Annotated in this window: 16 protein-coding genes and 1 pseudogene; 12 read left to right on the top strand and 5 right to left on the bottom strand. The window is 70.9% G+C overall.

Going from position 1 to position 22,186, the window contains the following annotated elements; translation table 11 throughout:
• The 3 genes and pseudogenes from ABT127_RS16980 to eccE all read right to left on the bottom strand — a co-directional run.
• A pseudogene (locus ABT127_RS16980) lies at window positions 1-991 on the bottom strand (hypothetical protein); the annotation flags it as partial.
• 208 nt (window positions 992-1,199) lie between these two features.
• Window positions 1,200-2,747: a hypothetical protein gene (locus tag ABT127_RS16985; protein ID WP_351450063.1), complete on the bottom strand. Its 1,548-nt coding sequence runs from the start codon at window positions 2,745-2,747 to the stop codon at window positions 1,200-1,202.
• Complete coding sequence (gene eccE, locus ABT127_RS16990) at window positions 2,747-3,964, bottom strand: type VII secretion protein EccE (RefSeq protein WP_351450557.1); 1,218 nt, start codon at window positions 3,962-3,964, stop codon at window positions 2,747-2,749. The genes ABT127_RS16985 and eccE overlap by 1 nt, the downstream gene beginning before the upstream one ends.
• 409 nt (window positions 3,965-4,373) lie before the next feature.
• On the opposite strand from eccE, the gene ABT127_RS16995 reads away from it, so the two are divergent.
• The 12 genes from ABT127_RS16995 (at window position 4,374) to ABT127_RS17050 (ending at window position 20,438) form a co-directional block, all read left to right on the top strand.
• Window positions 4,374-5,873, top strand: coding sequence for a type VII secretion protein EccB (locus ABT127_RS16995; RefSeq protein WP_351450065.1), 1,500 nt, complete (start codon window positions 4,374-4,376; stop codon window positions 5,871-5,873).
• Between the two features lie 22 nt (window positions 5,874-5,895).
• Window positions 5,896-7,149, top strand: a complete 1,254-nt coding sequence (mycP, locus tag ABT127_RS17000; RefSeq protein ID WP_351450068.1) for a type VII secretion-associated serine protease mycosin — start codon at window positions 5,896-5,898, stop codon at window positions 7,147-7,149.
• Between the two features lie 129 nt (window positions 7,150-7,278).
• On the top strand, window positions 7,279-7,596 hold the full coding sequence (locus ABT127_RS17005) for a hypothetical protein (RefSeq protein WP_351450071.1): 318 nt from the start codon (window positions 7,279-7,281) through the stop codon (window positions 7,594-7,596).
• A gap of 12 nt (window positions 7,597-7,608) precedes the next feature.
• Window positions 7,609-9,243 (top strand): WXG100 family type VII secretion target, encoded by a 1,635-nt coding sequence (locus tag ABT127_RS17010; protein WP_351450074.1) that lies wholly within the window; start codon window positions 7,609-7,611, stop codon window positions 9,241-9,243.
• Between the two features lie 85 nt (window positions 9,244-9,328).
• Window positions 9,329-10,753: a S8 family peptidase gene (locus ABT127_RS17015; RefSeq protein WP_351450077.1), complete on the top strand. Its 1,425-nt coding sequence runs from the start codon at window positions 9,329-9,331 to the stop codon at window positions 10,751-10,753.
• A gap of 113 nt (window positions 10,754-10,866) precedes the next feature.
• A complete protein-coding gene (locus tag ABT127_RS17020; RefSeq protein ID WP_351450079.1) occupies window positions 10,867-11,136 on the top strand; it encodes a DUF397 domain-containing protein in 270 nt (89 codons plus the stop codon).
• A 441-nt stretch (window positions 11,137-11,577) separates the two neighbouring features.
• Window positions 11,578-14,229: an SCO5717 family growth-regulating ATPase gene (locus tag ABT127_RS17025; RefSeq protein WP_351450082.1), complete on the top strand. Its 2,652-nt coding sequence runs from the start codon at window positions 11,578-11,580 to the stop codon at window positions 14,227-14,229.
• Window positions 14,230-14,494: 265 nt separating this feature from the next.
• Window positions 14,495-16,381, top strand: a complete 1,887-nt coding sequence (locus ABT127_RS17030; protein WP_351450085.1) for an ABC transporter substrate-binding protein — start codon at window positions 14,495-14,497, stop codon at window positions 16,379-16,381.
• A 73-nt stretch (window positions 16,382-16,454) separates the two neighbouring features.
• On the top strand, window positions 16,455-17,543 hold the full coding sequence (locus ABT127_RS17035; protein WP_351450088.1) for an ABC transporter permease: 1,089 nt from the start codon (window positions 16,455-16,457) through the stop codon (window positions 17,541-17,543).
• On the top strand, window positions 17,540-18,463 hold the full coding sequence (locus ABT127_RS17040) for an ABC transporter permease (RefSeq protein ID WP_351450090.1): 924 nt from the start codon (window positions 17,540-17,542) through the stop codon (window positions 18,461-18,463). Before ABT127_RS17035 ends, ABT127_RS17040 begins: the two co-directional genes overlap by 4 nt.
• The gene (locus ABT127_RS17045; protein WP_351450093.1) at window positions 18,460-19,455 is read left to right on the top strand and encodes an ABC transporter ATP-binding protein; all 996 of its coding nucleotides are present in this window, start codon (window positions 18,460-18,462) and stop codon (window positions 19,453-19,455) included. The genes ABT127_RS17040 and ABT127_RS17045 overlap by 4 nt, the downstream gene beginning before the upstream one ends.
• Window positions 19,452-20,438: an oligopeptide/dipeptide ABC transporter ATP-binding protein gene (locus ABT127_RS17050; RefSeq protein WP_351450096.1), complete on the top strand. Its 987-nt coding sequence runs from the start codon at window positions 19,452-19,454 to the stop codon at window positions 20,436-20,438. The genes ABT127_RS17045 and ABT127_RS17050 overlap by 4 nt, the downstream gene beginning before the upstream one ends.
• A gap of 49 nt (window positions 20,439-20,487) precedes the next feature.
• On the opposite strand, the gene ABT127_RS17055 is transcribed toward ABT127_RS17050, so the two are convergent.
• On the bottom strand, window positions 20,488-20,958 hold the full coding sequence (locus tag ABT127_RS17055) for a carboxymuconolactone decarboxylase family protein (protein WP_351450099.1): 471 nt from the start codon (window positions 20,956-20,958) through the stop codon (window positions 20,488-20,490).
• A gap of 127 nt (window positions 20,959-21,085) precedes the next feature.
• Window positions 21,086-22,045 carry a bifunctional riboflavin kinase/FAD synthetase gene (locus ABT127_RS17060; RefSeq protein ID WP_351450102.1) on the bottom strand — a complete coding sequence of 320 codons (960 nt, stop codon included), beginning with the start codon at window positions 22,043-22,045 and terminating at the stop codon, window positions 21,086-21,088.
• Window positions 22,046-22,186: the final 141 nt, after the last annotated feature.

Genomic DNA, 22,186 nt, shown 5'->3' on the forward strand with positions numbered 1-22,186 from the left:
GGGGCTGCGGCTGGGGCTGGGGCTGCGGATAGCCGTAACCACCCACGGGGGGCTGCATCGGGCCCGGCTGCGGGGCCTGCTGCTGGGGCTGCGGCTGGGGCTGGGGCTGCGGATAGCCGTAACCACCCACGGGGGGCTGCATCGGGCCCGGCTGCGGGGCCTGCTGCTGGGGCTGCGGCTGCGGGTAGCCGTAACCACCGGTCGCGGGCGGCGGCGTGGGCTGCCCCGGCGCCTGCTGCTGGGGCTGCTGCGGGTAGCCGTAGCCCGCCGCGGGCGGCATCGGGACACCCGGCGCGGCCTGCGGGGTCGGCTGCTGCGGGTAGCCGTACCCCTCGGCGGGCGGCAGCGGCGCACCCGGCACCGGAGGCACAGGCTGACCCGGGAACTGCTGCTGGGGCTGAGGCGCGGCCGGCGCGGGGGCGGGCGCCTCGGGAGCGGGTGCCGGAGCCTGCGGAGCAGGTGCCGGGGATGCCTGCGGGGCCTGCGCGCCCGTGTCGGTGCTGTTGTCGGTCCCCGACTCGGCGGTCGCCGGGGCGGCCGTGTCGTCGTCCTCGTCGTCGTCGCCCCACAGGTCACCCGTGGGGTCGACCGTGCCGGAGCGGTGACTCGACGCGGCGGGATCGGCGGAGGCGGCGGGAGGAGCGGGCGGGGCCGGAGGCGCGGCGGGTGCGGAGGCCGCGGCGTCTCCCGTCCCCGCGCTCGTCCCCGGATCCGAACCGGGGCCCGGGGTCGTCCCCGGGTTCCCGAAGCTCGGGAAGCCCGGCGCGGCCGGAGGCGCGGACTGAGCGGGCGCAGGAGGTGCGGGCGTCCCGGCCGGAGGGGTGGCGGGCGTGCCGGAAGAAGGGGGTGCAGGCGTCGCCGGGGCGCCCGATTCACCCGCATTCGTGTACCAGGACGGCGCGTCGAAGTCGAGGTGGAACTCGCCAGTCAGTTCCGTCTCGATCGATCCGTCGCCGAGGTCCGGGTTCCGCTGGTCCCGGTCACTGGTCACTACGCCTCCTGGTCTTGGCTGTGCATCTGAACGACTCGGCCTGGCACGGCTCCTCGGTCGTCCCCCCGGACCGCTGAAGCGGTCCCGCACCACATGCGTCATTGCCGTTCGTCAAGACAGCCTAAACGCTCCGGGGCACCCGCCGTAAAGGCGGTACGCACGACTCTCGTACCGCCCCTCGACGGGGCCGGGGTGCAGCGTTCAGGTGTCAGTCCATGCGGCGCGGGCCGCCGAGCAGACCGGTCTCGGGGTCCGTCGGCTGCACCATCACGTACTGGTGCTTGCCGCCGGAGATCCACAGCATCGTCGCGTCGCTGAGCGTCGGCAGCGTCTGGGTGAGCTGCTCGGGCAGCCGCAGGACACGCCCGATGACCTCGGCCTCCTGCGGGGAGACGCTCTGCAGGCCGATCACGTCGGCGCGGGTGAGCAACCGCGGTGCGCGCGGGCCGAGGAACGGGACGACGGTGAGCGTCGACTGCCACGGCATCGGGGCGAGTTGGGACCGTCCGGGCTGCGCGCCCAGGTCGCGTACGACGAGGACGGGGCTGGCGACCGACGCGCCCTGCGCGGCGAGCTGGCCCGGCTCGTACACGGCGACGCACTGGAGACCGCCGCCCGCCGCCTGGGCCATCGGGGCCCACCCCTGGGGGCGCACCGACTCGACGGCGATGCGGGCGCCGACGGCCGCGGTGCGCAGCGCGATGATCTGCGCGGTCCACATGGAGCCGACGACGACCACCTCGAGGGGCTTGGGCCGCAGCACGTCGAGGACGGCGGGCATGCCCTGCGGATCGACGCCGATGACGACGCCGTCGTCGCCGACGTGCACGCCGAGCGAGCCGAGCGACTTCTTCGGCAGGACGTGCCGACGGCGGCGCGGGCCGCGCAGGCCGTAGCCGGCGTGGCTGAACTCCTCCTCGAACTCCGCGAAGTCGTCGTCGTTCGCCTCGGGTTCGTCGGGCAGCGCCCGGTGCGTGGGCCGGCCGGAGCCGACCTCGGGCGCCGGGGCGTACGTCATCGTGGTGGAGGGTGCGGGCTCCGGCGCGGCCTGCTGCTGCACGTGGCCCGCGCCGCCGGAGAAGTCGCCCTGCGCGGGAACGCCTCCCTGGAACGCGGCCTGGGGCGGCGCCTGTTGCGGCTGCGGCTGCTGGGGCGGCTGCGTGTACTGCTGCTGGGCCGCCGCCTGCTGCTGCCGCTGCTGGTCCTCCCACTGCCGGCGCCGCGCCTCGGCCTCCTCGGCCCGGCGCTGCTCCTCCTGGTAGCGGGCGCGCAACTGCCGCTGCTCCTCGGCGTGCTGAGCGGCGGCGGCCTGCTGCTGGGCGGCCGCCTGCTGCTGCGCCGCCTGCTGGGCTGCCGCCCGTTCGGCCTCGGCCCGCTGCTGCGCCGCCTGCGCCTCGGCCGCCGCCTGCTGCTGGGCCGCGGCCTGCTGCTCCGCCGCCTGCTGCGCCTCCCACTGCCGGCGGCGCATCTCGGCCTCGGCCGCACGACGCTGCTGCTCGGCGGCCTGCTGCTGTGCGGCCTGCTGCTCGGGGGCGAGGTGCTGCTGCTGTGCGGGCTGCTGTTGTTGCTGTGCAGGCTGTTGTTGCTGCGGGTACCCGTACCCGCCCTGCTGCTGGGCGGCGGCCGCCGCCTGCTGGGCCTCCCACTGGCGGCGCCGCTCGGCGGCCTCCGCGGCACGGCGCTGCTGCTCGGCGTATTCCTCGGGGGTCAACTGTCCGCCCGGGTCGCGGGGATCGCGGTTGTCGGGGGTGCTCATCAGTGCGTGCCTCCGAGGGGAAGGGTGGCAAGGAGGCCGGGCAGCTGTTCCCGGTCGAGGCGGACGAGGCCGGCCTTGAGCGCGGAGGAGGAGCGTTCGAGTTCGCGCTTGGCCTGGTCCAGCTCGTTCTCGCTGCGTGCCGACAGCCGGACGTGCCCGCTGAGCGCGACCTCGTCACGGCCGGCGCCCGAGACGGCGAGGGAGACGGTGGTGGCCATGGTGCGGGTGGTGGACAGGCCACCGGTGAGCGCGCCGAGCGGGGTCGCGCCGTGCCCGAGCTGGGGCCACGTACCGACCCAGTACGAGGCGTGCCAGCGGTCGTCGCACCGCCAGGCCCGCACGGTCTCCTCGGTGCGCGGACCAGAACTGCCGCCGCGCGACTGGGCGTTGAGGTTGGCACGCGGGTTGACGCAGGCGGCCATGGACAGCGCGGAGATGATGCCGGTCTCGTCGAGGGCCTCGGCGCGGAAGCCGAGTCCGTTGAGCCGGCTGATCAGCTGGTCCGAGGCGCGCAGCAGCGCGCGCTGCGCACCGCGCACCCCGCCGCCGCGGGCCTCGACGGCCTCGGGGCAGAGCTGGGGGTCCAGCTTGAGCGCCACCCAGGTCATGCGTACCGCGGGGGCGCCCGCCTGCGCCTGGACGGCCGCGTACGCCTGGGCGGCGAGGGCCTGCGGCGGCAGGTGCGGGGCCGGGGCGGGCTGGGTGTACTGGACCAGCTGCACCGATTCGAGGTGGATGTCCTCGACGTCCAGGGAGTCGGCGAGGAGTTCGACCGGGAGGGGCCGCGCGTCGCTGGTCGGCCGCAGCGGGCCGGGCGCGGAGTCGACCTGGACGAGCGTGGTCAGGAAGGTGCCGTCGCCGACGAACCCGATCAGGCGCCGGTCGCGGGACTCGTACTCATGGGTGCGCAGCGCCGGGTCCGCTTCGAGCAGCGGCGCGAAGGAGCTGTCGACCTCCGCGGGCGGCGGGCCCGTGAAGGTGCGGCGGCGGCGCTTGAGGGCGCGGCCGATGGCCATCCACTCGGGCAGCGGATGGCGCCTGCGGCGGCCGAGGTTGAAGAAGACGAGCAGCCCGCCGACGACGGCCGCGGGCACCATGAGGATGGGACTGATCGCCGCGGCCGCCACGACGAGCGCGAGGGCGATCTGGATGATGAGCAGATGGTGGGCGCTGACCGGCCCGAAGCTGCCCGCCTTGCGCGGCAGCCTCGGACGCACCGGTCCGGCCGGCGGCGGCGCGGCCGCCTCGGGCTGCGTCGGTGGTGCGGTACGACCGCCGCGCCGGGCGGGCGGGCGGCCCTGCTGGGGCCTTCCCGTCCCACGGCGCCCGGCCGGGGCCGGTCGCCCCTGATTGCCGCGCTGTCGGGTCCTGCTGGCGCTGGACATCCCCCGCCCTGCTCCTTCGCTCGCTGCTGTGGTGACCCGCCCGATCCGGCGGTGGCGCCGGGTCGACGGGCCTCCGGGCCCTGAGTTTCACTGGCGCGTCGAAAATTCATACCCGTACGCCACGGGTCGATCGTCACACGGCATAGTAGAGGCCCGTGCGGCGCGTGCGCCGGGGGTGGTCGAGAAGTGGACCCAGGTAACTACCAGTACGGTCCGGCAAGAACGGGGAGATTACGTAACGATGGCGTCACGTCGTGATGAGCTGAATGCCTACAACTTCTCACGGAAGCGGACAGTTGCCTCTTTCCTGAAGCCGCTTCCCAACGGCTCGGTGGAGTCGGCGCCCAAGCCGCTGAAGCACGCGATCTCCGGCATCGTCATGAGCGTCGTGATCCTGGCCGGGTTCGGGGCGTGCGGCATGCTGAGCCCCGTGGCACCGAAGGGGTGGGACACCCCGGAGGCCGGAATCATCGTCACGGATCCGTCGGCGACTCGGTACGTGGTCCTGAAGTCCGGCAAAAAGGACAAGAACGGCAAGGATATTCCCGTCCTGCACCCGGTTCTCAACCTCGCATCGGCGCGACTTCTGCTGAACCCGAAAAACAGCGGTGATGGTTCTGTGAAGACCATCAAGGAGAAATTCCTCGACTCCTCGAATATCGCCCAGGGTTCGATGGTCGGAATTCCGTACGCACCCGACCGGCTCCCGAGCGACAAGGACGCGGGCACGGCCAAGGTGTGGGCCCTGTGCCAGCAGACGAGCGCCAGCACCACGGACAAGTCCTCCGTGCAGCAGACCGTCTTCGTACTGAACCAGAAGGACGCGCGGAAGGTCACGGAGAAGGGCTCGGGCAAGCTGGCGGGGAACCAGGCCCTGTACGTCCGGGACAAGCGCGGGACGCCGTACCTGGTGAGCAGCCGCGGTGTCGCGTACGAGCTGAAGACGAGCACGTCCGGGGATCTTCCGTCGCTGATCCGCACTCTTTTCGGTGACGGTGCCGAGCCGAGCACCGTCACGGACGACTGGATGAACACGGTCAGGAAGAGCCGGCAGGCGATCTCGATGCCGACCGTGCCCGGCGACGGACAGGCGTCGCAGGCGGCCGGCGTGCCCGCCAAGTACCGCACCACGGGCACCCTGTTGCGGGTCAACAACGGCCAGCACTACCTCGTCGAGCGGGACCGGCTCATCCCCGTGACGGCCTTCCAGACGGCCCTCCTCAAGGAGACGCTCGCCGATTCGCGCACGGAGACGGTCAAGCAGACCGACATCCAGCCCGACACGACCGGGAAGCTGGCGGGTGGCGAGACCTGGCCCACGCAGGCCGTCTCGCTCGCCAACGGCGGCCGGACGGACACCTCCTGCTCCGTCTACGGCGGCGGCAGCGCGACCGACCTGACCACCTGGGCCGGCACCTCGCTGCCCGTCAAGTCGATCGCGGCGAGCGCGTCCTCGTACGTGAGCCCGGGCAGCGGCCTGCTGTACCAGGAGCGCGAGGGCACCTCGGGCACCGGCTTCAACTACCTGGTCACCGACACGGGCCTGCGCTACTTCCTGCCGGTCAACAACGACTCCGGCAAGGACAAGTCGGGCTCGGACCAGGAAGAGGTCAACAGGAACAAGGTCCGCCTCGGCTACGAGAAGGCACAGAAGGTCACGGTGCCCTCGCAGTGGTCCGGCCTCCTGCCGTCCGGGCCCGACCTGACGACCGAAGCCGCCGAGCAGACGCAGAACTCCTAGGGGGACAGACACCGTGCGTTCCATGCCAACCACGGCCTCGGCAGGTGTCGCGCGCCGTACGGCCGCGGTGCTGGGGGCCACCGCGGCGCTGACCGCGCTGACCGGCACTCCGGCACTCGCCGACGACGGCGATCCCGGCACTCGACTGGCCAGTACCGACTGCCAGTTCGGCGGTGATGTCATCAAGGGCACCCCGTGGTCACTGCAGCGGGTCATCACCGAGCAGTTGTGGGAGGGCGGTTCCCTCAAGGGCGAGGGGGTGACCGTCGCCGTCATCGACACCGGCGTCGACAAGAAGAACCCGCAGCTGGCGGGCAAGGTCCTGCCCGGGAAGTCGTTCGCGAAGTCCAGCGCGACGGCCGACGGCGTCGGTCACGGCACGAAGGTGGCCGGCATCATCGCGGCCTCGGACGGCTTCGACGGCACCGGCTTCCACGGCATGGCCCCGAAGGCCCGGATCCTCCCGTTGCAGACCAGTACGGCCGAGGAGGGCGGCAACCTGGCGACGATGATCAACGCCATCAAGACGGCCGTCACCGCGAAGGTCGACATCATCAACATCTCCCAGGGCACGACGGCGAACGTGAGCCAACTGCGGGATCTCCAGACAGCGGTGGCCGAGGCGGAGCAGCACGGCATCCTCATCGTCGCGTCGGCGGGCAACAACGGTTCGAGCGGCAAGGAGTCCGACACGTATCCGGCGGCCCTGCCCAACTCCAACGTCCTGTCCGTCGCCGCCTCCGACCGCAACAACGAGCGGGCCTCGTTCTCCTCCCCGAACAAGATGGTGGACATCGCGGCCCCCGGTGTCGACATGGTCTCGACGGTGCCGGTGAGCGGCCAGTGCGTCGATCAGGGCACGTCGTTCTCGGCGCCGTACGTGGCCGGGGTGGCGGCCCTGCTCAAGGAGAAGCACCCCAAGTGGAAGCCGGCCCAGATCATCTGGCACCTGGAGCGGACGGCGGCGCGTTCGCACCCGTACCACGACCGCAACATCGGCTGGGGTGTCATCGACCCGGTGAACGCCGTGAAGGACGACACCGAGCCGACCGGGCCGGTCACCAACGCCGATCTGCAGGGCGCGGCAACGACGAACAACAGCGACAAGGAAAAAATCGTCGCCGCGAAGCTGACGCTCGGCGAGACCCCGGCGGAGCGCAACGCCCGGTACGGGACGTATCTGGTGATCGGGGGCGGGCTGCTGCTCGGGGTGATCTCGGCGGGGGCGATGGCCCGCCGCGACTGGCTGCGCAAGCGCGGGGCCGACGTGCTGTGAGCGGTTTGTGAGGAAACTTGTAAGGGGCTAGTAAAGCAGGGCACCCTGTACGTCAAGGCATGCACATGCAGTAGGCGTAAGTGGGCGCCAGGTGTGGGTCGTTGACGTTAACGGGGAGGACAGCCGGAGATGGCTGACGGGTACGAGGTCGATCTCGACGCGCTGGACCAGGTGGTCAAGGAGCTCAATCAGGTCCTGAAGGACATGGGTGGGCCGAAACGTAAGGCGGCGTACTCGACGTACGTGCCGAAGTCGGCACTGGGGAACTTCGACGAGGCGCAGAAGCTGGCCGACGCGCACGACGCCATGAAGGCCAGGATCGAGAACGAAATGATCGGCAAGATCGAGAAGCTGATCGACAAGTTCGGCAGGAAGACGGAGAAGGCTCGCGGCGTCTACCAGGACGCGGAAGCTGACAACTCCATCACGGCGGACCGCAACGCGTAAGGGGGACTGGCAATGACGGTGGGATCGGGCGGCGCGCCCCGTGGTGCGTCCGGCAGAGGGTTCGACACTCCCTTCAACACGAAGGACCTCGACACTCTGAAGGCCATGGTCAGCAGCGCCAATCCGGGCCTCCTCAGGGAGGTTTCGCAGAGCTGGCAGGAGGTTCACGACGAGCTTGTCGGCTCGGACGGGAACGGCGGGCTGCTGAAGCAGTTCAACGACTCGGTGAAGAAGGTTCTGGAGAGCTGGAAGGGCGACTCCGCGGCAAGGTTCGCGGAAGAGGCGGGAAAGATCGGCCAGGAGATGGCGTCCGGCGGCAACTCCGCGAAGTTCACCTCGGACGCGATGTTCTCCTCTGCGGACAACCTCGACCAGGTGATGACGGCGGTCGGAGACATCGACGTCAGCTGGTGGGACGAAGCCTGCGACTCCGTCAGCGACTACTTCAGCAACATGGATGCCGCGGATTTCGCCGCGGTGATGGCGGCTCCCGCCTCCTTCGGCGCCAGCGCGATGGTCTCGCAGTACCGGCACATGCAGGCAGCCCAGAGTGCTCAGAGCAGCGTGCAGGGTGATATCGCCAGCGGGATGGAGACCAAGAACGTCATCTCGAAGTGGAGCGACAGCATGGGCGCCAAGCAGGAGGCGTCTCTGCAGGCCGCTACGCATCTGGAGGCGTTGGCGAAGTCTTACAACTCGGCTTCCCAGCAGTTGGACGAGGGTGGCGGTACGGGCTCCGTCTTCAACCCGCACCAGGTCGACACCGGCGGCCCTGGTAACACGGGCGTCCCCGGCTCCGGTGGCGTCAACCCGAGCATCCCTGGTGGTACGAGCATCCCTTCGGGCTCGATCGGCGGTGGCGTCGGCAGCTCCGGTCTGGGCGGCGTGAACCCGCCCAACATCTCGACCATGCCCACTCACAACTCCGGGATCTCGACGATGCCCGCGCCCGGGTCGAACCCCTTCGGCGGCGGAGCCTCTCAGATCAACACCGGCCTCGACAGCGCCGGGCCCAACCTGGGTGCGGGAGGCGGCGCGGGCCTCGGCGGTGGAGCGGGCGCCGGTCTCGGCGCCGGCGGCGGCATCGGCGGCGGAGCCGGTGGCGGGATCGGCGGCGGTGCGGGAGCGGGCCTCGGTGCCGGTGGCCTGGCCGGCGGTCTGGCCGGTGGCATGGCGGGCGGCGCAGCAGGAGCCGGGCGCGCGGCGGGCGGAGCCGGTGCCGGACGCGCGGGTGGTGCGGCCGGTCGCGCGGGTGCCGGACGAGGCATGGGCGGCATGGGCGGTGGCGCCGGAGGCGCCGGCGCCGGTAAGGGCGGCCTCGGCGGAGCGGGCCGGACGGGCGCCTCGGCACGGGCCAAGGGCGGCGTGGTAGGCGCCCCCAAGGGCAAGACCGGCGGGGCGTTCACCCCTGGCGGTACGGGACTGCGCAACCGCGGCGGCAGCGCGAGCGGCGCGGGAACCGGCACCGGGGCCCGGGGACAGAACGGCCGCAACGGCATGGGGCCCGGCGGCGCCGCCGGCGGGCGCGGTGCCGGGAAGCAACGTGGCGAGGGCGGAAACAACAGCCGTCGTCCCGACTACCTGTACGAGGACGAAGAGACCTGGACGCCGAAGGAGCGCAAGGTCAACCCGCCGGTCATCGAATGACCGGTTAGCCTTCGTGGGGCCCGTGACCGTCTGGTCGCGGGCCCCACGTCCGACAGCAGCATGGAATCCAGAAGGGTGTCAGAGCATGCGCTTCACGCAAACGACGCTCCGCGCGATGGGCGGCGCGGCGATGGTGGGAGCCTTGGTGCTCGGCACCGCACCGGCCGCATCGGCGGACGCGACCAGAGCCGCCCAGTGGCAGAACAAGGCGTTCGACATCGACGCGGTCCACAAGGTGGCCACGGGCAAGGGCGTCACTGTCGCTGTACTCGACGACGGCGTGGACAGCACACACCCGGACCTGACAGGCACGGTGCTTGAAGGTAAGCGCTGTTCAGACGGCAAGCCCGCCAACCGGGAGACCCTAGACGATCACGGCACGGGTATGGCCTCGCTGATCACCGGCCACGGACATGGTCCCGGGAACAGCGAAGGAGTGCTGGGGCTTGCTCCGGACGCAAAGCTCCTGCCCCTTGACATCTTCGCCACCGAAGGCACGGGGTTCGGCGTCAAGAAGAAGACAGCCTGTGATTGGGACGAGGCAATTCGCTACGCCGTCGACCATGGCGCCGACGTCATCAGCATCTCAACCACTCAGGACTACGCCGGCGAAGCGGACAAGGAAGCCGTCGCCTACGCGATCGCCCACAACGTTGTAGTCGTCCAGGCGTCCGGCAACGACGGCATTCAGCAGAACTCCGGTCTCGGCTCCGTCCCTGGCGTCGTGCAGGTCGGCGGTTCGGTCCAGAACGGAACCCCCTGGGAGGACGAGAACTACTCCCAGAAGCTCATGTTCACTGCCCCGGCCAAGGACATCATCGTCGCCACCGCCAAGGGTGGCTACGAGGTAGACGGCAAGTTCTTCAAGGGTGACTACGTCACCGGCGACGGCACCTCCATGTCCACGGCCATCACCTCCGCCACCTTCGCCCTCCTCAAGCAGAAGTTCCCGGACTACACCCCCGGCCAGCTCGTCAACCGCGTCATCAAGTCCACGTACATCGCCAAGGGCGTCGACAAAGCGAGCCTTCCCGACAAGTACCACGGCTACGGCGACCTGAGCCCGCTCAAGGCCCTCACCGAGAACATCCCCAAGGGCAGCGACAACGGCCCCTGGGACCTGTCCTCGCTCCCCAAGTCCGAGGAGGGCAAGAGCGGCGCGGCGTCCTCGCCCTCCGCCTCCGGTGCAACCGCCTCGGACAGCAGTGACGACGACAGCTCCAACACCATGCTCTACGTCGGCATCGGCGCCGGTGTCCTCATCGTCATCGTGCTGATCGTCGTTCTGGCCACCCGCAAGAAGAACAACAACGGCGGCGGACCGGGCGGACCCGGTGGCCCCGGTGGCTGGGGTGGGCCCGGTGCCCCGCAGCAGCCGTACCAGAACCAGCCGTACCAGCAGTCTCAGCAGTACCAGCAACAGCCGTACGGCCAGCAGCAGCCCTACCAGCAGCAGCCCCCGGCAGGTCCGTACGGCGGCCAGCAGCAGGGTGGCCCTCCGAGCTACTGACCGTCACAGCGGGTGAACTCCCGTTAAGCTGACCGCGATTAGCGCAGGGCAACGGAAAGGGCTGATGCGGCGTGGGGACGAATGGCGAGTCGCCGAAGGAAACGCCCGAGGAGATGACAGCCCGCAAGGAGCGCGAGAAGAACGAGCTCTACGCGCTCGACATCTCCGGCGTCGAGTGGCAGGGCGCCCCCGGTACCGAGCAGCACGAGGAGCGCGTCGAGATCGCATATCTGCCGGGCGGAGCGGTGGCGATGCGGTCGTCGCTGGAGCCCGAGACCGTGCTGCGGTACACCGAGGCCGAGTGGACGGCGTTCGTGCTCGGTGCGCGCGACGGTGAGTTCGACCTGGAGCCGGCACCGCACAACGGCGGACTCGACGCGTAGGAAACCGAGGGTCTGGGCCGTCGCCGACATGGCGACGGCCCAGACCCGTCCCTGGACGCCCCTGAACGACCCTGAACGCGTGCAGCGTGCTGTCGGCCATGGACGACCGGATGGTGCGTCCCGCGATGTCGGTCGACGGCGCCTCAGCGGCCGCAGGAGTGTCCTCGGGCCGCACCCGTACCCCGCCCGAGCCGCCAAGGGCCGTGCCGGACCGCGTGGTTGCGGGGTCACGTGACGCAGCGGACAGCGGCGAGGGGTGGGCGGGCCTGCCGTACTGCTGGTTTTCGTGATTAGGCTGGGTCTGGACGTGTCACGTACACCCGTGTGCGGGTGAGGCGTACGCCGGGGGCCGAGGGGACGGTCGCCGGAAGTGATGACCAGACCACGCAAACCGGTCGCCCCAGCACGGGACGCGGGTGCTCGACCACACCAGGAGGCATTGTGAACAGCGATCGGGACGGTCTCCACGGGGGCTCGGACTCACCCGTCGACGATCAGTCCGACGCGCAGTCCAGTGTCGAGCGGACCGGCGAGTTCACCATCGACTACGCGCCACCGCCCTGGTACTCGCAGAGCGCGCCGGAGACCGCCGCGCCCGCACCGCCCGCACCGCCCGCTTCGGCGCCGCCCGCAGCTCCGGCGGCCGTTGCCCCGCTGCTCCCGCCTCCGCCGCCGCCCGCGCCGGAGCCCGATGTCGCGGTCGGGGACGGGGACCTGGAGAGCGGTGCCACCATGCGGTTCTCCGGGCCGTTGAAGCGGGAGCCCGAAGAGCCGTCGGCGGCCGCTGACCCGACGCCCACTGAACCGGCACCCGCGGACCCGGCACCCGCGGACCCGGCGACCACGGGACCGGCGGCCACGGGACCGGCGGCCACGGAACCCGCGGCCGAAGAGAGCCCTGCCGCGCAGTCGGAGCTTTCCTGGGTCGACGCGCACCGGGTGCATGTCGAGTTCGACCGGAGCGGCGGCACCGCGGCGGCCGTCAACGGCGGGGCCGCCGACGATTCCGTTCCCGCTCCCGCCCCGGCGCCGAGCGCGCCCACGGGCTGGACTCCCCCGCCCGCGCCGGACAGCGCGGTTCCGCCGCTGCCGCCCACGTTCCAGCCGGCCGCGCCGAACCCGGCGCCGCAGTGGACCGACCCCGCGCCGGGCGGGGCCCCCGCTCCGGCCGCCTGGCCCGCGCAGCCCCCGGCGGCCCCGCATCCCCAGGACGGCTACGGCTTCCCGCACCAGGGCCCGCCGCAGCCCCCGGCCCAGCCGGAACAGGCCCAGCCCGCGCCCAACTCCGCTGCAGTGCAGGGCGGTTACGGCTTCCCGCCGCCTCCGGCACAGCCGGAACAGCCTCAGCCGGCGCCGAGCCCTGCCGCACCGCAGGGCGGCTACGGCCCTCCGTCGCCGGTTCAGCCCGCACCCGGCTCCCCCGCGCCGCAGCCCGGTTACGGCCCGCCGCAGCCCCCGGCCCAGCCGGAGCAGGCCCAGCCCACCCCGAGCGCCCCGGCGCCGCAGAGCGGGTACGGCCCGCCCCCGCCGGAGCAGGCCCACACCGCGTGCAGCCCCCCTGCCCCGCAGGGCGGCTACGGCTTCCCGCAGCCCGGCCAGCCCCAGCCCCAGCACGGCCAGCCGCAACCGGGCTACGGCTTCCCCCAACCACCGGCCCAGCCCCAGCCTCACCCCCAGCCCTCGCAGGCCACCCTGCAATTCCAACCCCAGCCCCAACCCCAGCCCCCGTCCCAGCCGGGCTACGGCTTCCCGCCACCACAGACCGCCCCGAACCAGCCCTTCCCCCCGCAGACCGGACCGCCCCCGGCTCCGCCCCACCCCAACCCCGGCCCGCCCGCACCCGGCGCAGCGGCCGCGCCCGGCACCCCCGCCGCATTCGGAGCACCCGGCGCCCCCACCACGCAACCCCCACAGCCCTACCCCGCGGTGGACCCCCGCACCGGCGCTGCCTGGCCGCAGCCGGTACAGCACGATCAGCGGCAGCCCACGAACGTCGGCGGCGCCCCGCTCGGCTACACGGCAGCCGTCGAGCTGTCGGCCGACCGGCTGCTCAACAACAAGCGGCAGAAGGCCAAGAGCAAGGCACCGAGTGCGTCCGGCAGCCGCTTCAAGATCGGTGCGAAGAAGGAGGAGGCCGAGCGGCAGCGCAAGCTCCAGCTGATCCGTACGCCGGTCATGTCCTGCTACCGGATCGCCGTGATCAGCCTGAAGGGCGGCGTCGGCAAGACGACCACGACCACGGCGCTGGGCTCGACCCTCGCCGCCGAGCGCCAGGACAAGATCCTCGCGATCGACGCCAACCCGGACGCCGGCACGCTCGGCCGCCGGGTGCGCCGCGAGACCGGGGCGACCATCCGCGACCTGGTGCAGGCGATCCCGAATCTCCACTCGTACATGGACATCCGGCAGTTCACCTCGCAGGCCCCGTCCGGTCTGGAGATCATCGCCAACGACGTGGACCCTGCGGTCTCGACGACGTTCCAGGACGAGGACTACCGCCGCGCCATCGACGTCCTGGGCAAGCAGTACCCGATCATCCTGACCGACTCGGGCACCGGTCTGCTCTACTCCGCGATGCGCGGCGTGCTCGACCTCGCCGACCAGCTGATCATCATCTCGACCCCGTCGGTCGACGGTGCGTCCAGCGCCAGCACCACCCTCGACTGGCTGTCGGCGCACGGGTATTCGGAACTGGTCTCGCGCTCCCTCACCGTCATCTCCGGGGTGCGCGAGACCGGCAAGATGATCAAGGTCGAGGACATCGTCAGCCACTTCGAGACGCGCTGCCGGGGCGTGGTCGTCATCCCGTTCGACGAGCACCTGGCGGCCGGCGCCGAGGTCGACCTCGACATGATGCGGCCCAAGGTCCGGGAGGCCTACTTCGAGCTCTCGGCGCTGGTCGCCGAGGGCTTCGCACGGGGCCAGCAGCAGGTCAACCCATGGGCCCAGCCCCCTGCCCAGGCTCAGCCCCAAAGCCACGCCCAGCCGCAACCTCCTCAGCCCCAGCCGCAACCCCAGCCCCAGCCCCAGCAGGGCCAGCCGCCCGCACCCGCCGCCCAGTGGCCCCCGCAGCCACCCCCGCCCCACCAGTAGCAACGATTTCGCCAACTCCGTGAAAGGCCCGCACCCTCCCCGGTGCGGGCCTTTCACGTACATCACGCGCATACGTCCAATACGTCGCCACGCGCTGGCCTGCAAAGCATCAGAGGTCTTGACCAATGTGCGTGAAATACAGGTCAACTCGTTATTTCCGCAGGCCACATGGGGTTCACCTGCCGTTGACGCACGTCAAGAGCCGCTGATAGACACTCACTTCATTCAGCCTGCTGTGAGAGTCACGACGCGAGGTGTCCGCCCCATGGCCACGAAAGCTCAGCGAGATACGCACGATCAGCACCACAGAACGAACGGCAGCGGCGTGCGGGTTCTCCTCGCCGCCGGCGCCGCGGCCTTCAGCCTCACCGCGGCCCTCGCCACGCCGCTCAACCCGGCGCCGCACGAGGCGAAGGCGGCCGACGACGGCGGCAAGAAGGTCCTCACCGTCGCGCTCGCGCAGAGCGTCGACTCGCTGAGCCCGTTCCTGGCAACGCGCCTGGTCAGTACCAGCATCCTCCGGTTGATGTACGACTACCCCACCAACTACGACCCGAAGGACAACCACGTCGTCCCGGGCTTCGCGACCAAGTGGGAACCGTCCGCGGACAAGCTGACCTGGACGTACACCATCCGCTCCGACTCGAAGTGGTCGGACGGTGAGAAGGCCACCGCGCACGACGCGGCCTTCACGTTCAACAAGATGATGACGGACGACGCGGCGGCCACCGCCAACGGTTCGTTCGTCGGCAACTTCGAGAAGGTCACCGCCCCCAGCGACACCCAGCTGGTCGTCAAGCTGAAGAAGCCGCAGGCGACGATGACCTCGCTCGACGTCCCGATCGTGCCCGAGCACGTGTGGAAGGACGTCAAGGACTACTCGAAGTTCAACAACGACCAGAAGTTCCCGATCGTCGGCAACGGGCCGTTCATCCTCACGGACTACAAGACCGACCAGTACGTGAAGCTGAAGCGCAACCCCGACTTCTGGCGCAAGTCGAAGAAGCCGCAGTTCGACGAGATCGTCTTCAAGACGTACAAGGACCAGGACGCCGCGGTCGCCGCCCTGCGCAAGGGCGAGGTCTCCTTCGTCGCCGGTTCGCCCGCCCTGACGCCCGCTCAGGCCGCCTCGCTCAAGGGCGAGAAGAACATCAAGGTCAACGAGGGTCCCGGCCGCCGCTTCTACGCGATCGCCACCAACCCCGGCGCGCGCACCAAGGACGGCAAGAAGTTCGGCGACGGCAACAAGGCGCTGCTCGACCAGAAGGTCCGTCAGGCGCTCTTCCGCTCGGTCGACACCCAGACCATCGTCGACAAGGTCTTCCAGGGCCACGCCGTGCAGGGCGACGGATACATCCCGCCGCGCTTCAAGGACTACTTCTGGACGCCGTCGGACAGCCAGAAGCTGTCCTACGATCCCGACGCGGCGGGCAAGCTGCTCGACGAGGCCGGCTACAAGCTGAAGGACGGCAAGCGCGTCGGCAAGGACGGCAAGGCGCTGAACCTGCGCATCCTGTGCCACGCCACCGACCCGAACGACAAGGCGGTCGGCAAGTACCTCAAGGAGTGGTGGGGCAAGATCGGCATCGGCCTGAAGGTCGACTGCCTCGACGACGTCTCGGTCCCCTGGTACGCCGGTGAGTACGACCTCGCGTTCGACGGCTGGTCGGTCAACCCCGACCCGGACTTCGTCCTCGGCATCCACACCTGCGCGGCGCTGCCCGCGAAGGCGAAGGAGAGCGCGGCGACCGACAACTTCATCTGCGACAAGAAGTTCGACGACCTGTACGGCAAGCAGCTCGCCGAGTACGACCCGGCCAAACGCGCGGAGTACGTCAAGCAGATGGAGTCGTGGCTGTACGACTCGGGGTACATGAACGTCATGGCGTATCCGAACGCCGTGGAGGCCTACCGCACCGACCAGATCAAGTCCATCGAGACCATGCCGACCGCCGCGGGCAACATCTACGGCCAGGACGGTTACTGGAGCTGGTGGTCGGCCGAGCCGGTGTCGTCCTCCGACAGCGGGAGTTCGGACTCGTCCGGCTCGACCGGAGTGGTGATCGGCATCGTGATCGCCGCCCTGGTGGTCATCGGTGGCGGGATCCTCTTCACGAGGCGTCGCCGCACGACGGCCGACGAGCGCGAGTAAGCGGTACCCGCTCGGACCTCACCACCCGCACGAGCAACGAGAGTTCGCATGACCAGCAGAGAACACGTGAACCATGACAGCTGACAGCACTCCGGCGCTCGTGCAGCCCGCGGACGGTCCCGACGGCGACCCGGCCTCCCCGGCCGGGCCGCTGTCGGCCGCCCGCGGCCCCCGGGCCCGCACCACCACGGAATACCTGAAGTACGCGGCGGCGAAGATCGCGGGGGCCGTGGTCTCCCTCTTCGCCGTCCTCGTCACCAGCTTCTTCCTCTTCCGCCTCATCCCGTCCGACCCGGTCAAGCAGATGACCGGCGGCCGCAAGGTCTCCACGGAGCAACTGGCCAACCTGCGCCACCAGTACGGCCTCGACCAGCCGATGTGGAAGCAGTTCACGAGCTACGTCGGGGACGCGCTGACCGGCGACTTCGGGATCTCGTTCCAGTACCACACGCCCGTCATCGACAAGATCGTGGACGCGCTGCCGGCGACGCTGCTGCTGACCGGCACGGCGTACGTGCTGTACTCGGCGCTCGGCATCTGGCTGGGCACGCGCACCGCATGGCGCAACGGGTCGAGGAGCGACCGCTTCAACACGGCGTTCGCCCTGACCCTCTACTCGGTCCCGTCGTTCTGGCTGGGCCTGCTCCTCATCATCGTCTTCGCCGTCGGCATCGGCCCGATCCCCGGCATGTTCCCGACCGGCGGCCTCGAATCGGGCGGCGAGACCGGCTTCGCGTACGTCATCGACGTCGCCCACCACCTGGTCCTGCCGGTGATCACGCTGGTCGCGGTCGGCTACGCGCAGACGCTGCTCGTCATGCGCTCCTCGCTGCTCGACGAGATGGGCAGCGACTATCTGACGACCGCGCGCGCCAAGGGACTCCGGGACGACGCGGTGCGCCGCAAGCACGCGGTGCCGAACGCCATGCTGCCCACGTTCACGCTGATGTTCGTGAACCTCGGGCACGTCGTCGCCGGACAGATCCTCGTCGAGACGGTGTTCTCCTGGCCGGGCCTCGGCGGGCTCTTCTACTCGGCCCTGTCCGTGCCCGATCTGCCGCTCGTGCAGGGCCTGTTCTTCGTCTTCGCGACCGCCGTGATCCTGGCGAACACCCTCGCCGACATCCTCTATCCGCTGCTCGACCCGAGGGTGGGACGATGACGACGCCGACCGCCGCCGCCGACAAGGCGGCCAACCCGCGCGCGCTCGCCCGCGCCCGCAAGCGCCAGTCGCTGGCCCGCTTCTGGACCTCGTACCGCTCCCACACGAGCGGACTGTGGGGCCTGGGCCTGCTCGTCCTGATCGCGCTCATCGCGATCTTCGCGCCGGTCCTGGTCGGCGCCGACTCGCAGTCCGTGACCGACGCCGACGGCTCCCCGCTGGCCGGGCCGAGCGGCGACTACCCGCTGGGCACCGACCAGTTCGGGCGCAGCGTCCTCGCGCTGCTCGTGTACGGGGCGCGCGTGTCGCTCACCGTCGGGCTGCTCGCCGCGTTCCTGTGCGTGGCGATCGGCACGGTCGTCGGGATCGTCGCCGGGCACTTCCACGGCTGGTACTCGACGGTCCTGATGCGGGTCACCGACTGGTTCCTGGTGATGCCGACGCTGGTCCTCGCGATCGCGCTCGCGACGGTGATGGACCGCTCCATGTGGACCGTCATCATCGCGATCGGGGTGACGACCTGGCCGACCACGGCCCGGCTCGTGCGCGCCCAGACGCTCGCGGTCGAGTCCCGCCCGTACATCGAGCGGGCGCGGGCGCTGGGCGGCGGCCACGGTCACATCATGCTGCGGCACGTACTGCCGAACGTGATGCCGCTGGTCCTCGCCCAGACCACGATGATCATCTCCTCGGCGATCCTGACCGAGGCGACGCTCGCCTTCCTCGGCCTGTCCGATCCGACGATCACCTCCTGGGGCGGCATGCTCCAGGACGCCCGCGAGGCGGGCGCGGTCAGCGCGGGCGACTGGTGGTACCTGGCACCGCCCGGCGTCGCCATCGCCATCGTGGCGCTCTCCTTCACGCTGTGCGGCCGCGCGGTCGAATCCGTCCTCAACCCGAAGCTGGGGGTGCGCTCATGACGCTGCTCGAGGTACGCGACCTCCACGTGACGTACGCGGGCGGGGGCCGGGCAGTCCGCGGGGTGAACCTCTCTGTGGAGGCCGGGCAGAAGCTCGGCATCGCGGGCGAGTCGGGCTGCGGCAAGTCGACGCTGGCGCTCGCCCTGCTGCGGCTGCTGCCGGCGAGCGCGAAGGTCACCGGCGAGATCCTGCTGAACGGCGAGGACGTCCTCGCCATGAAGTGGGGCCGGCTGCGGGCCGTCCGGTGGGCCGGGGCGTCGATCGTCTTCCAGGGCGCGATGCACTCGCTGAACGCCGTGCACCGCATCGGCGACCAGATCGCCGAGCCCATCCTGCTGCACCGGAAGACCACCCCGGACGAGGCGAAGAAGAAGGTCGCCGAACTCCTGGAGCACGTGGGGCTGCCCGCGGCGCGCGCGGCGGCCTATCCGCACGAGCTGTCCGGCGGTCAGCGCCAGCGCGTGATGATCGCGATGGCGCTCGCCTGCGACCCGGAACTGATCGTCGCGGACGAGCCGACGACCGCGCTCGACGTGATGATCCAGGCCCAGATCCTGCGGCTCATCGAGCAGTTGGTGTCCGAGCAGGACCTCGGCCTCGTCATGATCAGCCATGACCTGGCGGTCCTCTCCGACACCTGCGACCGGCTCGCCGTGATGTACGCGGGCCGCGTCGTCGAGGAGGGCCCGGCCGGCGAGGTCTACGAGAACGCGGTGCACCCCTACGGCCGGGCGCTGTCGGCGGCGTTCCCGACGATCGGCGACCCGGCGTCCCGGTTCGCGCCGCGCGGGCTGCCCGGCGACCCGCCGGACCCGGCGGCCCTGCCGTCCGGCTGTACGTTCCACCCGCGCTGCCCGGTCGCGCTCGACGTGTGCGCGAGCGAGGACCAGGTGCTGCGGGACGCGGGCCCCGGAAGGCGCGCGGCGTGCGTGCACGTGGAGTCGGGCGGCTCGCCCGCACAGGGCGTCGAAGCAGGGAGCAAGACCGCATGACCGAGTCTCTGTTGAGTGCCGAGCAGCTCCAGGTGACGTTTCCCGGCCGGCGCGGTGCCCCCGCGGCGCGGGCGGTGGACGGCGTCGACCTGGACATCGCGCCGGGCGAGATCGTCGCCCTCGTCGGCGAGTCGGGCTGCGGCAAGACGAGCCTGGCGCGCACCCTCCTCGGCCTGGAGAGGCCGACGTCGGGCCGGGTCACGTTCGCGGGCAGGCCGCTGGACTACGCCTCGCGCGCGCTGAAGGCGTACCGCAAGCGCGTCCAGCTGGTCCTCCAGGACCCCAGCGGCTCGCTCAACCCCCGGCACACGGTGTACGAGGCCGTGGCGGAGGGACTGCGCATCCACGGGCACCCGGGCGACGAGCGCGCGGCGGTGGCCGACGCCCTGTCGCGGGCGGGTCTGCGCCCGCCCGAGCGGTTCTTCCTGCGCTATCCGCACGAGCTGTCGGGCGGTCAGCGCCAGCGGGTGGTGATCGCGGGCGCGCTGGTCCTGGAGCCCGAACTCATCGTCGCCGACGAGCCGGTGGCGTCCCTGGACGCGTCGGTGCGCGGCGAGATCCTGGCGCTGATCCTCAAGCTCCGCCAGGAGCTGGGCCTTTCGGCGCTGGTCGTCACGCACGACCTGGGCCTGGCCTGGAACATCGCGGACCGGGTCGCGGTGATGTATCTCGGCCGGATCGTCGAGACGGGCCGTGTGGAGGACGTGCTGACATCACCTCAGCATCCGTACACGCAGGCCCTGTTGTCGGTGCTGCCGGAGGCGCCGGGCGAGCCGGTGGTGCTGACGGGCGAGGCGCCGGACCCGTCCCGGATCCCGGGCGGCTGCCACTTCCACGCGCGCTGCCAGATCCTGGCGGGCGGTGAGGCGGAGCGTGCCGGGGTCGCGGCCAAGTGCCGCACCGAGGATCTGCCGGTGCTGTCCGGCGGCGGCGCGTCGCAGGTGGCGTGCCACTGGGCGGCGGCCAAGGTGGCGGCGGATTAGGGCGCTGGGGCCCGGCTTCCTGGAGCCGGGCCCGTGGGGCGTCGTCGCCTCAGCTGTACATGCCGGGCTCGTAGTCGCCGGCGGGCTGCTGGGTCATCACGTTGATCCTGTTGAAGGTGTTGATCACGGCGATCGTCGCGACGAGCGCGCCGAGCTGGTCCTCGTCGTAGTGCTTGGCGGCGTTGGCCCACACCTCGTCCGAGACGCCGGCGCCGTCGGCGATCCGGGTGCCGGCCTCGGTCAGGGCGAGGGCGGCCTTCTCGGCCTCGGTGAAGACCTTGGCCTCGCGCCAGCCCGCGACCAGGTTGATCCGGACCGACGTCTCACCGGCCGCGGCGGCGTCCTTGGTGTGCATGTCGAGGCAGCCCGCGCAGCCGTTGATCTGGCTGGCGCGGATCAGCATGAGCTGGTGCGTGGCGCCCGGCACCCCGGCGTTCTCGACGGACTTGCCCGCCGCGATGATGTGCTTGAGCGCCTTGCCGAGGGCCGGGTTGGCGAAGAGGTTGAGGCGGGGTTCCATGGTGGGCTCCTTGGTGTGCCGTATGTGCTGACACCCCTATGACGGAGCGGTCCACGAGGATGTGACAGGTTCGCATGTGACCTGCGTCACTCCACCGTGCGGGGCCCTGAACGGGCCCCCGCGCGGATCACGCCTCGGGGTCGCCCGACGCCTCGATGAGCTCCCGGGACCGCTTCACGTCGTTCGCGATGGCCTCGACCAGCTGGTCCAGTGAGTCGAACTTCGACATGCCGCGCACGAAGGCGAGGAAGTCCACGGCGACGTGCAGCCCGTACAGGTCGAGCCCGACCCGGTCGATGGCATAGGCCTCGACGGTCCGCTCGGTGCCGTCGAACTGGGGGTTGGTGCCGACGGAGATCGCGGCGGGCATCGCCTCGCCGTTCACGTGCAGCCAGCCCGCGTAGACCCCGTCGGCGGGGATCGCGGTGTGCGGCAGCGTCTCCACGTTGGCCGTCGGGAAGCCCAGCTCGCGGCCGCGCTGCGCGCCGCGCACGACGACGCCCTCGACCCGGTGCGGCCGCCCCAGGATCTCGGCGGCGCCCTCCACGTCGCCCTCGGCGACGAGGGTGCGGGTCAGCGTGGAGGAGAAGGGGGCACCGCCGCCGGCGTTCCCGCTCACCTTCAGGTCGATGACCTCGACCTCGAAGTCGTACGTGGCACCCTGCTCGGCGAGGAACTCCACATTGCCCGCGGCCTTGTGCCCGAACCGGAAGTTGGGCCCCTCCACGACCAGGCGCGCGTGCAGCTTGTCGACGAGCACCTTGGCCACGAAGTCGGCCGGGGACAGCTTCGAGAACTCGGTGGTGAACGGCAGGATCAGCACCGCGTCGACGCCGAGCGCGGCCATCAGCTCGGCGCGCCGGTGGTGCGGCGCGAGCAGCGGCGGGTGCGAGCCGGGCCGCACGACCTCGCTGGGGTGCGGGTCGAAGGTGACGACGACGGCGGGGACGCCCAGCTCGCGGGCGCGCTCCACGGCGCGGCCGACGATCAGCTGGTGTCCGCGGTGCACGCCGTCGTAGGAGCCGATGGTGACGACGCTGCGCCCCCAGTCCTGGGGGATGTCCTCCAAGCCACGCCAGCGCTGCACGGTGATTGCTCCTCGCAAACCTGTGTACGACGGTTCATCTCTGTGTCCGCGTATCTCCGTAACCCATCTCGCATTACCGAATACGCAGGTCTAAGAGTGCCATGCCGAGGGTCCGCGCCTCTCCCCGGCCCACCCGGTGCA

The sequence above is a fragment of the Streptomyces sp. NPDC001904 genome (assembly GCF_040297005.1).
In the GTDB taxonomy this organism is placed as follows: domain Bacteria; phylum Actinomycetota; class Actinomycetes; order Streptomycetales; family Streptomycetaceae; genus Streptomyces.

What these genes read in the sequence shown, in the direction of transcription:
- ABT127_RS16985 (WP_351450063.1), bottom strand. Translation starts at nt 2,747, where the DNA reads ATGAGCACCCCCGACAACCGCGATCCCCGCGACCCGGGCGGACAGTTG.
- ABT127_RS17035 (WP_351450088.1), top strand. Translation starts at nt 16,455, where the DNA reads ATGACAGCTGACAGCACTCCGGCGCTCGTGCAGCCCGCGGACGGTCCC.
- ABT127_RS17040 (WP_351450090.1), top strand. Translation starts at nt 17,540, where the DNA reads ATGACGACGCCGACCGCCGCCGCCGACAAGGCGGCCAACCCGCGCGCG.
- ABT127_RS17005 (WP_351450071.1), top strand. Translation starts at nt 7,279, where the DNA reads ATGGCTGACGGGTACGAGGTCGATCTCGACGCGCTGGACCAGGTGGTC.
- mycP (WP_351450068.1), top strand. Translation starts at nt 5,896, where the DNA reads ATGCCAACCACGGCCTCGGCAGGTGTCGCGCGCCGTACGGCCGCGGTG.
- ABT127_RS17020 (WP_351450079.1), top strand. Translation starts at nt 10,867, where the DNA reads ATGACAGCCCGCAAGGAGCGCGAGAAGAACGAGCTCTACGCGCTCGAC.
- ABT127_RS17050 (WP_351450096.1), top strand. Translation starts at nt 19,452, where the DNA reads ATGACCGAGTCTCTGTTGAGTGCCGAGCAGCTCCAGGTGACGTTTCCC.
- ABT127_RS17010 (WP_351450074.1), top strand. Translation starts at nt 7,609, where the DNA reads ATGACGGTGGGATCGGGCGGCGCGCCCCGTGGTGCGTCCGGCAGAGGG.
- ABT127_RS16995 (WP_351450065.1), top strand. Translation starts at nt 4,374, where the DNA reads ATGGCGTCACGTCGTGATGAGCTGAATGCCTACAACTTCTCACGGAAG.
- ABT127_RS17015 (WP_351450077.1), top strand. Translation starts at nt 9,329, where the DNA reads ATGCGCTTCACGCAAACGACGCTCCGCGCGATGGGCGGCGCGGCGATG.
- ABT127_RS17055 (WP_351450099.1), bottom strand. Translation starts at nt 20,958, where the DNA reads ATGGAACCCCGCCTCAACCTCTTCGCCAACCCGGCCCTCGGCAAGGCG.
- ABT127_RS17045 (WP_351450093.1), top strand. Translation starts at nt 18,460, where the DNA reads ATGACGCTGCTCGAGGTACGCGACCTCCACGTGACGTACGCGGGCGGG.
- ABT127_RS17030 (WP_351450085.1), top strand. Translation starts at nt 14,495, where the DNA reads ATGGCCACGAAAGCTCAGCGAGATACGCACGATCAGCACCACAGAACG.